The organism is Streptomyces sp. Isolate_45, assembly GCF_024721315.2.
Classification (GTDB): domain Bacteria; phylum Actinomycetota; class Actinomycetes; order Streptomycetales; family Streptomycetaceae; genus Streptomyces.
This window is the reverse complement of record NZ_JANFAK020000234.1, coordinates 1-10,195: the sequence shown is the minus strand read 5'-3', so window position 1 is coordinate 10,195 and position 10,195 is coordinate 1. Positions and strand designations below refer to the sequence as shown.

The 10,195-nt window shown below is 71.3% G+C and carries 8 protein-coding genes; 3 read left to right on the top strand and 5 right to left on the bottom strand.

Annotated elements, in window-relative coordinates:
• Positions 1 to 373: Rv3235 family protein (locus NOD94_RS38105; protein WP_281210830.1), on the top strand; the 373-nt coding region annotated here is incomplete at its 5' end.
• Positions 374 to 467: 94 nt separating this feature from the next.
• Here NOD94_RS38105 and secA read toward each other — a convergent pair.
• Positions 468 to 3,260, bottom strand: coding sequence for a preprotein translocase subunit SecA (secA, locus tag NOD94_RS38100; protein ID WP_281210829.1), 2,793 nt, complete (start codon positions 3,258 to 3,260; stop codon positions 468 to 470).
• Positions 3,261 to 3,500: 240 nt separating this feature from the next.
• On the opposite strand from secA, the gene NOD94_RS38095 reads away from it, so the two are divergent.
• Together NOD94_RS38095 and NOD94_RS38090 are read left to right on the top strand one after the other, a co-directional pair.
• A complete protein-coding gene (locus tag NOD94_RS38095) occupies positions 3,501 to 4,082 on the top strand; it encodes a GNAT family N-acetyltransferase (RefSeq protein ID WP_281210828.1) in 582 nt (193 codons plus the stop codon).
• Positions 4,083 to 4,092: 10 nt separating this feature from the next.
• Entirely contained in the window at positions 4,093 to 5,274 is a 1,182-nt protein-coding gene (locus tag NOD94_RS38090; RefSeq protein WP_281210827.1) for a crosslink repair DNA glycosylase YcaQ family protein, read from the top strand.
• A gap of 13 nt (positions 5,275 to 5,287) precedes the next feature.
• Here the strand turns inward: NOD94_RS38090 and NOD94_RS38085 are convergent, their stop codons facing one another.
• The 4 genes from NOD94_RS38085 to NOD94_RS38070 all read right to left on the bottom strand — a co-directional run bounded on the left by NOD94_RS38085 (position 5,288) and on the right by NOD94_RS38070 (position 10,030).
• On the bottom strand, positions 5,288 to 6,016 hold the full coding sequence (locus NOD94_RS38085; protein ID WP_281210826.1) for a response regulator transcription factor: 729 nt from the start codon (positions 6,014 to 6,016) through the stop codon (positions 5,288 to 5,290).
• 187 nt (positions 6,017 to 6,203) lie between these two features.
• The gene (gene raiA / locus NOD94_RS38080; RefSeq protein WP_281210825.1) at positions 6,204 to 6,899 is read right to left on the bottom strand and encodes a ribosome-associated translation inhibitor RaiA; all 696 of its coding nucleotides are present in this window, start codon (positions 6,897 to 6,899) and stop codon (positions 6,204 to 6,206) included.
• A 351-nt stretch (positions 6,900 to 7,250) separates the two neighbouring features.
• A complete protein-coding gene (locus NOD94_RS38075; RefSeq protein WP_281210824.1) occupies positions 7,251 to 7,997 on the bottom strand; it encodes a phosphoribosyltransferase family protein in 747 nt (248 codons plus the stop codon).
• A gap of 194 nt (positions 7,998 to 8,191) precedes the next feature.
• Positions 8,192 to 10,030 carry an LpqB family beta-propeller domain-containing protein gene (locus tag NOD94_RS38070; protein WP_281210823.1) on the bottom strand — a complete coding sequence of 613 codons (1,839 nt, stop codon included), beginning with the start codon at positions 10,028 to 10,030 and terminating at the stop codon, positions 8,192 to 8,194.
• Positions 10,031 to 10,195: the final 165 nt, after the last annotated feature.

The following is a 10,195-nucleotide window of genomic DNA, read 5'->3' as shown; positions in this document are numbered from 1 at the left end:
CCGGGCCGTCCCGCAGGCCGTCCCGCAGGCCGTCCCGCGCCCGGTCCGGCGCCCCGGCGGCCCGCACGACTGGTTCGCCGAGCGCCTCCTGGCGGTGCTCAGCGGGCAGCGGCCCGTCCACTCCCTGCTCGGCCTCACCGTCGGCGAGGCGTACGAGCAGTTGGTCACCCTGGCCCCGACGGGCCCCCTGCGCGAGCGTCTGCGGCCCGTGCTGCGGCACTGCGGCCGTTTCCACCCCGGCCCCGGGGTCATCGAGGCGTTCGCCCGCATCACGACGGGCGACCGGGTCTCGGCGATGGCCTTCCGCCTGGAGCAGGGCTCCGACCTGCGCTGGCGCTGCGCGGCGGTGGAGGTCGGAGCCCCCCGCCCCTGACCCGCCGGTGCGGCGCGTCGGGGGAACGGGGAACGGCCGGGGCCGGGCACCCTCACGGTGCCCGGCCCCGGCCGTCGTACGACCCGCTACGGGGTCACTTCTTGCGGCGCCGCCCGCCGGAGGCCTTCTGCGCCTTGCGGCGCTCCGCGCGGGTCATGCCGTCGCCGCCGTCGGCCGAGCCGTCCGAGTCGAACTCGCCCTCGATGACACCGCCCTCGCCGTCCACGGACGGGGCCGAGAAGTGCAGCCGGTCCGGACGCTGCGGGGCCTCCAGGCCCTTGGCCCGGATCTCCGGGCGCGCCGCCGGCTCCTTCGTCAGGGACGGCGCGTTCTGCACCGGGAGCTCCTCGACCTGCTGCTCGACCTGGACCTCCAGGTTGAACAGGTAGCCGACGGACTCCTCCTTGATGCCCTCCATCATGGCGTTGAACATGTCGAAGCCCTCGCGCTGGTACTCGACCAGCGGGTCCTTCTGGGCCATCGCCCGCAGGCCGATGCCCTCCTGGAGGTAGTCCATCTCGTAGAGGTGCTCGCGCCACTTGCGGTCCAGCACCGACAGCACCACGCGACGCTCCAGCTCGCGCATGATGTCGGAGCCGAGCGCCTTCTCACGGGACTCGTACTGCTCGTGGATGTCGTCCTTGACGGACTCCGCGATGAACTCGGCGGTGATCCCGACGCGGTCGCCGGCGGCCTCCTCCAGCTCCTCGACCGTGGTCTTGATCGGGTAGAGCTGCTTGAAGGCGTTCCACAGCCGGTCCAGGTCCCACTCCTCGGCGAAGCCCTCGACCGTCTCGGCCGCGATGTACGCGTCGATGGTGTCGTCCATGAAGAAGCGCACCTGCTCGTGCAGGTCCTCGCCCTCCAGGACGCGGCGGCGCTCGCCGTAGATGACCTCGCGCTGGCTGTTGAGGACCTCGTCGTACTTCAGGACGTTCTTGCGCGTCTCGAAGTTCTGGGTCTCGACCTGCGACTGGGCCGACGCGATCGCGCGCGTCACCATCTTGTTCTCGATCGGGACGTCGTCGGGGACGTTGGCCATGGCCATGACCCGCTCGACCATCTGCGCCTTGAACAGGCGCATCAGGTCGTCGCCGAGCGACAGGTAGAAACGGGACTCGCCCGGGTCGCCCTGACGGCCGGAACGGCCGCGCAGCTGGTTGTCGATGCGACGCGACTCGTGCCGCTCGGTGCCGAGGACGTACAGCCCGCCCAGGGACTTGACCTCCTCGAACTCGGCCTTCACGGCCGCCTCCGCGCGCTTGAGCGCCTCGGGCAGGGCGTGCGCCCACTCCTCGATGTGCTCCTCCGGGTCGAGGCCGCGCTGGCGCAGCTCCGCCTCGGCGAGGTCGTCCGGGTTGCCGCCGAGCTTGATGTCGGTACCGCGACCGGCCATGTTCGTGGCGACCGTGACCGCGCCGCGGCGGCCGGCCTGGGCGACGATCGTGGCCTCGCGGTCGTGCTGCTTGGCGTTGAGGACCTCGTGCGGGACGCCGCGCTTGGACAGCTGCTGCGAGAGGTACTCGGACTTCTCGACCGACGTCGTGCCGACGAGGATCGGCTGGCCCTTCTCGTGCTTCTCCGCGATGTCGTCGACGACGGCGGCGAACTTGGCGACCTCGGTGCGGTAGATGAGGTCGGGCTGGTCCTTGCGCTGCATCGAGCGGTTCGTCGGGATCGGGACGACGCCGAGCTTGTAGATCTGGTGGAACTCCGCGGCCTCGGTCATGGCCGTACCGGTCATGCCGGACAGCTTCGAGTAGAGGCGGAAGAAGTTCTGCAGGGTGATCGTGGCGAGGGTCTGGTTCTCGTCCTTGATGTCCACCCCTTCCTTCGCCTCGATCGCCTGGTGCATGCCCTCGTTGTAGCGGCGACCGGCCAGGATGCGGCCGGTGTGCTCGTCGACGATCATGACCTCGCCGTCGATGACGACGTAGTCCTTGTCGGCCTTGAAGAGTTCCTTGGCCTTGATCGCGTTGTTGAGGTAACCGACGAGGGGGGTGTTCACCGACTCGTACAGGTTCTCGATGCCGAGCCAGTCCTCGACCTTCGCGACACCGGCCTCGTGGATGCCGACGGTGCGCTTCTTCTCGTCGACCTCGTAGTCGCCGGTCTCCTCGATGCCCTTCAGCGGCTGGCCCGCCTCGCCCTTGGTCAGGCGGGTGACCAGCTTGGCGAAGTCGGCGTACCACTTGGTCGCCTGGTCGGCCGGGCCGGAGATGATCAGCGGGGTACGGGCCTCGTCGACGAGGATCGAGTCGACCTCGTCGACCACGGCGAAGTTGTGGCCGCGCTGGACGAGCTCCTCCTGCGACCAGGCCATGTTGTCGCGCAGGTAGTCGAAGCCGAACTCGTTGTTCGTTCCGTACGTGATGTCGAAGCCGTACTGCTCGCGGCGCTGCGCCGGCGTCATGTTCGCCAGGATGCAGCCGACGTTCAGGCCGAGGAACTTGTGGACCCGGCCCATCATCTCGGAGTCGCGCTCGGCGAGGTAGTCGTTCACCGTGATCAGGTGGACGCCCTTGCCGGACAGCGCGTTCAGGTACGCGGGCAGCGTGCCGACGAGGGTCTTGCCCTCACCGGTCTTCATCTCGGCCACGTAACCGAGGTGCAGCGCCGCGCCACCCATGATCTGGACGTCGTAGTGACGCTGACCGAGGACGCGCTTCGCGGCCTCACGGACCGTCGCGAAGGCCTCGGGCAGCAGGTCGTCCAGGCTCTCGCCGTCCTGGAAACGCTGCTTGTACTCGTCCGTGAGCGCACGCAACTCGGCGTCGGAGAGGTTGACGAAGTCCTCTTCGATGGAGTTGACCTGGTCCGCGATGCGGTGCAGTTTGCGCAGGATCTTGCCTTCGCCTGCACGCATGAGCTTGTTGAAGACGGACACCGAGGTTTGTCTCCTTGCCGGTCGGGCCTGGGCACTGTACGTACACGGGCACGGCAGGTGGGCCCCACCGCAACGGCCATCGTAAGCGAGGACGTGGTCGCGTCGGGAGGTCCGCCGTTCCCGTAGGGCACGGACGCCCGGAATGAGAACGTACGGGAACGGCCGAAGGTGCCGCACTTCACGGCAGGGCTTTGCGAAATCTGTTCGCGGCACCACCTCCCCCGGCCGCAGAATCCGCCCATGAAGCCGATCACGCTCACCACCGGCCGCCTCGCCCTGCGCCCCTTCGCCCCCACCGACGAGGACGAGGTGTACGCCGCCGCGCAGGACCCGGACGTCCAGCGCTGGACGATGGTCCCCTCCCCCTACGAACGCGTCCACGCCCACCACTTCGTGAACGAGGTGGTCCCCACCGGATGGCGCGAGGACACCGCCTACTCCTTCGCCGTGCGGATCGCGCCGGACGGCCCCCTGGTCGCGGCCCTGGGCCTGCACCGGCGCGAACCGGACGCCTTCGAGATCGGCTACTGGGCGGTCGAGGAGCACCGGGGGCGGGGCTTCATGACCGAGGCCGTGACGGCCGTCGCCCGCTGGGCCTTCACCGAGCTGGGCGCCGTACGACTGGAATGGCGCGCGGAGGTCGGCAACGCGGGCTCCCGCGCCGTCGCGCTGAAGGCGGGCTTCACGATGGAGGGCCTGCTGCGCGGCGCCCTGCGCAAGGGCGACACCACCCGCGACTGCTGGATCGGCTCGCTGCTCCCCGCCGACCTCGGCCTCACCCCGGCGCTCGCCCACCTGCCCGCTGTCGGTGGCCCGGCCTAGGCTGCGGCTCATGACCCGCCTGCCGCAGCCGACCCTGTCCCTGTCCGCCGACGAGGCCCGCCGCATCGCCCTGCGCGCGCAGGGCTTCCTCGGGGCGCCCGACCGCAAGGGCGGCGTCCGCGGCGTCCTGCGCCACCTGGGCGCCGTGCAGCTGGACACGATCTCGGTCCTGGCCCGCTCGCACGAGCTGATCCCGTACGCCCGCCTGGGCGCGGTCGGCCGCGGCACCGTCGAGCGGGCCTACTGGTCGCAGAGCCACGCCTTCGAGTACTGGTCGCACGCCGCCTGCATCCTGCCGATGGAGGAGTGGCCGCACTTCGCCTTCCGCCGGCGCGCCCGCCGGGCGCGCGGCCACCGCTGGCACGTCCTCCAGGACAAGGACCGTTCGACGGGGGCGGTCCTGGACCGGCTGCGCGCGGAGGGGCCGCTCACCTCCACCGAGCTCGGCGGCGCCAAGAACGGCGGCGAGTGGTTCGAGTGGTCCGAGACCAAGATCGCCGTGGAGTGGCTGCTCGACACCGGCGAGGTGGTGTGCGCCGAGCGGCGCGGCTGGAAGCGGGTCTACGACCTGCCCGAGCGGGCCGTCCCGGACGCCCTGCTCCACGACGACCTGGACGACTACGAGTGCCTGCGGCGCCTGGTGGCCCTGGCCGGCCGCTCGTTGGGCGTCGGCACCCGCGCCGACATCGCGGACTACCACCGCCTCAAGGGCGAGGAGTTCGACGCGGTCGTGGCGGAATCCGGTCTGGTCCCGGTGACGGTCGAGGGGTGGGGCAAGCCCGCGTGGGCCGATCCCGAGGCCCTGGCGTCCGTACCGCGCGGCCGGCACCGCACCACCCTGCTGTCCCCGTTCGACTCGCTGGTCTGGGACCGTCCCCGGACCGAGCGGATCTTCGGTTTCACCCACCGGTTGGAGGCCTACGTCCCCAAACCGAAGCGGATCCACGGGTACTTCGCGATGCCGCTGCTGTCCGGCGGCCGGCTCCAGGGGCGCGTCGACCCCGGCCGCGAGGGCGCCACCCTGGTGGCCCGCCAGCTGTCGCTGACGTCCCCGAAAGCGGCCGGCGCGATGGCCGAGGCACTGTGGGAGGCGGCCCGGTGGGTGGGCTGCGAGGAGGTCCGCGTCGACCGTGCGACGACGGCGCGGGAGGCGGAGGCGGTGACGGCGGAACTCCGCGCGCGCGGCGCGTGAGCGGCCCTGCGCCTCAGCGGATCTCCAGGATCTTCTCCCGCATCGCGTAGACGACGGCTTCCATCCGGGAGTGCAGCTGGAGCTTCTCCAGGATGTTGCGGACGTGGTTCTTCACCGTGTTCTCGGAGATGAACAACTGCTTCGCGATGTCACGGTTGTTCATGCCGGTGGCCACCAACTTCAGGACCTCCAGCTCGCGGTCCGTGAGCCGCGGGGCCGGTACCAGCCGGCGCTCGTCGGTGCGCTGGATCATCGACTTGAACTCGGTGAGCAGCTTCGACGCCATCGACGGACTGATCTGCGACTGGCCGTCCGCCACCGCGCGGATCGCCGTCGCGACCTCGTCCGTGGAGATCTCCTTGAGCAGGTAGCCCGTGGCGCCCGCCTTGATCGCGTCGTAGAGGTCCGCCTCCTCGTCACTGATCGTCAGCATGATGATCTTCGCGGAGGGGGCCACCTCCTTGATCGAGGTGCAGGCCTCGATGCCGCCGCGCCGGGGCATCCGTACGTCCATCAGGATGATGTCCGGCAGCAGGTCGGCGGCCTTGTCCACCGCCTCCGCCCCGTCCCCGGCCTCGCCGACGACCTGGATGTCCTCCTCCTGCGCGAGGACGATCTCCAGGCCGCGCCTGAAGAGGGCGTGGTCGTCGACCACGAGAACCCGGATGGGCTCGCCGGCCGGGTCCGCCTCCCGACAGCTCGCGCCGTCGTCACCGCGCACCGGCCCGAAGCTGTCCGCCATCGTTCCTCCCCCTGCATGTGCTGAGCTGCTGGGCCGAACCGGCGGGATGGGGCGCCGGCTGACTGCCCGCCATGATTCCACGTCCGCACCGTCGGGCGGGGATCCGGCGAAATTCGACTGGCTCATACACGTCCATGCAGGTGCCCCCGCGGAACGCCGGGCGTCCCACGGGGGCGACAGCCGGTGGTCAGCCGCCGAGAGCACCGCCCGCGCCGGCCGCTCCCTCGTCGGAGCTGGAGGCGCCGTCGGCGTTCAGGTGGACGACGCCGTAGTCGTAGGCGTGACGCCGGTAGACGACACTGGGCATTTTGGTTTCGGAGTCAACGAACAGATAGAAGTCGTGGCCCACCAGTTCCATTTCGTACAGGGCCTGGTCGAGCGACATGGGTCCGGCGGAGTGGGTCTTCTCGCGGACGATGAGCGGGCCTTCGCCCTGGACCTCCAGCGACCCGATCCGGGTCGTCGGGATCCCGTCCGTCGTCTCTTCGCCGACCGGCTCGCCGTTTGCGTTGAGCGACGCGACTCCCGGCACCACGTCGGCGACCTCCGCCGCCGGGATCCGGCCGTTGCCGCGGCGCGTGTAGCGCTTGTCGTGCTGCTTGCGCAGCCGGGCCTCCAGCTTGTCCTGAGCCAGGTCGAGCGCCGCGTAGGGGTCGGCCGCGGCGGCTTCGGCACGGATCACCGGGCCCCGCGAATGCAGGGTGATCTCCACGCGGTCGGAACGGTCGGCCTGCCGCGGGTTGTGCTCCTTGGACACCTCGACGTCCAAGCTGATCACCTTGGCGTCGAGCTTCTGGATCCGCTCCGGATTCAGCTTCTCGGCCACGTGCTTGCGGAACCGCTCGGGCACCTCGGTCTTGCGGCCCTTGACGACGATGTCCACGCAGAACTCCGTTCCCGGAGAGCCCCGCCTCGTGCGGCGAAGCGTCTCCCTTTCGCACCAGACTCCGGTGAACACCGGAGCCTCGGACTTGGCGACTTTCACCTCCTCCTCCCCCATCGGCAAGATCTACATCCCACCGACTTCGGAGTAGAGAGACACACCCTCTTCACGAAGATTCCAAACGGGCGGACTGGTGCTCCGATACCTGGGGCCCAAGGATCGCCAGTTCCTCACAACCGAACATATCTCTCAATGCCGGTTGTCGGCACCCGCTACCGGAACATACCTCCGTTCAGGTGGCTGTTCCCTCTTACTACCTGCAACGTTGCGCATTCCCCAGCAGTTCCAAATCTATTCGCAAGATTTTTGCTCTGTTCGGGTTCCCGACCGGTTCCGGCCGAAGGAGTCCGCCGGCGCCGCCACCACGGCGGCGGCCGCGACCCGCAGTCCGGCCTCCCGCAGTGCCCGGGCGGCCTCCGCCAGGGTGGCCCCGGTGGTGATCACGTCGTCCACCAGCACGATCCGGACCCCGGCCAACAGCGGGGCACCGCCGCGACGGACCTCCAGGGCCCCCGAGAGGTTCTCAAGCCGCTGCCGGGCCCCCAGGCCCGCCTGGTCCTCGACCCGCCTGCTCTGGCGCAGTACGGGTGCCACGCGCGCGGCCGTACCGGCCCGCCGCAGCCGCGCCGAGGCGGCCAGCGCGATCCTGCGCGCCGGGTCGTGACCGCGCGCCCGAACGGCCCGCCGTGCCGAGGGGACCGGGACCAGCGCCAACTCACCCGGCCGACCCTCGTCCGCGCGGAGCACCGCGGCTGCCAGGGCGCGGCCCAGCGGCCCGGCCAGTGGAAGCGCCCCGCGCTCCTTGTGGGCCAGTACGACCGCCCGTACGGCCCCTTCGTAGCGCGCGGCCGCGTGCACCACGGGCAACCCGACCGGCCCCGCGGACCCGGACCGCCGCGTCGCGGGACGCACCGGGCCGGCCCCGGACCCGCTCAGCCCGCTCCGGCAGTCCGCGCACAACAGCGCCCGCGCCGCGCCGCAGCCCGCGCAGTCGACCGGGAGCACCAGAGCGGAGATCTCCTGCCACCAACCCCGCACGGCCGCACCCCCGCGTTCCACTGTGGCGGGCCCGCACCGCGCCCGCCACCCCTGTGGAAAACCCCTGGGCCACGGGCCCCTGGGGGACCCGTCGGACCGCGTGCACCCGCCGGCCCCGTAGAACCGCGTGCACCCGTCGGACCGCCCGGCCCGTCGGACCGCCTGGCCCGTCAGCCGTCAGCCCGCGCGGCCCGTCACCCCGGGTACACCGGGGCCTGGCCGCCCGCCGCCACCGTGCGCCACTGCGCACCCGGCGGCAGCCACACGATGCCGTCCTCGCCGGAGTAGGCCACCACTGGCCGGGACTCGTCCTCGGCGGCCGCGATGGCGGTCAGCCCGGTCGCCCCGGGCAGGCTCGCCGCGACCATCGAACCGTCCGCCAGCATGTAGCGGGCCTGGTCGACGCCGCCGCTCTCCCGGCCGACCACCAGCAGCCGGCCCCGCGGCGCCCAGCTCATCGCCGTCACCTCGGCCATCTGCGGGGCAGCCGGACGCAGCTCGCGCACCGAGACCCGCGAGGCGTCGCCCTGGCCCTCGGGCCGTTCGATCCTGCCGGTGAAGAGGTTCTTGCGGCCGCCCTCCTTCTCGACGAGCAGCGCGAGGCGCACCCCGTCCGAGGAGGCCTTCAAGGCGGTGATCCGGCCGTCCAGTCCGGCGACGTCCACCTTCTGCGGGGTGCCGGTGCCGCCGGGGATCCGCCACAGGCCCTGGGTCTGCGGGTCGAGGTCCGCGACCCACAGGTCGCCGTGGGCGTCCCAGCTCGGTGCGGTCAGCTTGCCGTTCTTGCTGTTCAGCAGGGGCTGCGGCATCGGGCCGGCCGTCGTCAGCGTGACCACGTACAGGTCGCGCCCGTCCAAGGAGACGACCGCGGCGCGCTTCTCGTCGTAGGTGACGGCCGCCGAGCCCACCTTGAAACCGGCGGCGGTGGCCAGCGGCCCGGGCGCCGGCTCGGCCTTGTCCTGCTGTTCCTCGGCGTTGACGCTGAGGAACATCCGGACCAGCCTGAAGTCCTTGTCCACGTAGTACTGGTGCTCGGGGGACGGAGTCGGGCTGACGAACGCGGCGGCGGACGCCGCGGTCACGGCGCACAGCAGCGACTTGCCGTCGGGGCGCAGCAGTTCTACGCGGTCCAGCCGGGAGCCCGTCAGGTCCCGGACGGTGTACAGGAGTTGGGTGGCCATCTTCTGGCACTGCGGCTGCGCGACGTTGGCACCGTTGCGGTTGAGGGGGACGCGCAGGGTGTTCTGGCCGTCGTAGGAGAGGGACTTGGTGCCCTCGCGCAGTTCGGTGCCGGTCGGGAAGCTGGTGGAGACGACGGGGCCGAGCCACTTGGAGGGTCCGGCGAGCAGCGACTGGACGGTCTGCGTGGTCGGGTCCATGCGGGATTCGGGGTCGCTGCGCTGGCGGACGTACACCGGGTCCGCGACGAGCGAGTTGCCCGCGAAGTAGTACTTGTTGACCGGCTTGTAGATGCGTTGGAAGTCGGACTCGCTGAGCACGAGGCTGCTGGGCGGGGTCGCGATCCGCCACTGCTTGTCGACCTGGACGAGCTGGAGGTACTCCTCGTAGCGGCCGCCGCCGGTCTCCGGCTGGTAGGCGCTGCGCTCGTCGACGGTCGCCAGCTTCTTGCCGGTGACCTTCCAGCGGGGGCCGTCGGGGTCCTTCTCGCCCTGGACGGGGAGCCGGTCGAGGCCCGCGGACAGGACGGTGACGGCCGAGCCGGGCCTCCATTCCTTCGCCGCGTCCGGGGTGAGGTACTTGCGCGCGGTCTCCAGCTGCGGGTCGTCGCTCGTCATGGCTTCGAGGAAGCCCTCGACGATGTCCGCGGGGCTCGCCTTGTCGGCGGGGGGCACGCCGAACACCCGTACCTGGGAGTCGACGCCCTGCGAGGCCTCGACGGGACGGATCTCGCCGCGGGTCGGCATGGACGCGCAGCCCGACACCAGTACTGCGGCCGCGCCGAGTGCGAGGAGCGTCGTCGCGGTCTTCGACCGCCCGACCTCCGCGCGTCGCGGCCCGCGCTCAGCGTCCACCGGTTCCGTCCTCCTGTGCTGTCGGCTGGTCGGCCGGCCTGGCGACGACCCGGGAGCCGCTGCCCGGCAGCGCCGTGGGGTCCGCGGGGACCGGCGGGGCCGTGGCGACGGCCGGGCGCGGCGGTATCGGCGAGCGGTCCGGGCGCTCGGAGCGTTCGGCGGGGC

Excerpts from the sequence above, each read along its gene's own strand:
- NOD94_RS38095 (WP_281210828.1), top strand. The coding sequence starts at position 3,501 with ATGAAGCCGATCACGCTCACCACCGGCCGCCTCGCCCTGCGCCCCTTC.
- NOD94_RS38090 (WP_281210827.1), top strand. The coding sequence starts at position 4,093 with ATGACCCGCCTGCCGCAGCCGACCCTGTCCCTGTCCGCCGACGAGGCC.
- NOD94_RS38085 (WP_281210826.1), bottom strand. The coding sequence starts at position 6,016 with ATGGCGGACAGCTTCGGGCCGGTGCGCGGTGACGACGGCGCGAGCTGT.